Source organism: Thauera terpenica 58Eu (genome assembly GCF_000443165.1).
Classification (GTDB): domain Bacteria; phylum Pseudomonadota; class Gammaproteobacteria; order Burkholderiales; family Rhodocyclaceae; genus Thauera; species Thauera terpenica.
Map to the genome: position 1 here is coordinate 1 of NZ_ATJV01000019.1, position 325 is coordinate 325.

The 325-nt window shown below is 64.0% G+C and carries 1 pseudogene; it reads left to right on the forward strand.

The window, feature by feature from the left end:
- Positions 1-325: pseudogene (locus M622_RS0119820) on the forward strand (IS1634 family transposase); the annotation flags it as partial.

Here is a 325-nt window from a genome sequence, read left to right on the forward strand (position 1 = left end):
GCCAGCGGCAAGCCGCTCGAATTCATCATCGCGGTACCGGGCCGGCGTTACAACGAGTTCATCGACCTGCTCGAACCCTTCCACGCACAACAGTGCACCGCTGCCACGCAGGAAGTCATCTCGGAGCACGCCTGGAACGATCTGCGGTTGGTCGTTGCGCACGATCCAGTGACAGCGGCCACGAAGACCCAGCAGCGCAACGAGCGTATCGACACGCTGATCCACCAGGCCGAGCAATGGACCGGCAAGCTCACGGAGCAAGACGAAGGCGTCAAGCACCGGGGCCGCAAGCTCTCGGACAGCGGCGCCAAGGCGCGCTTCTACC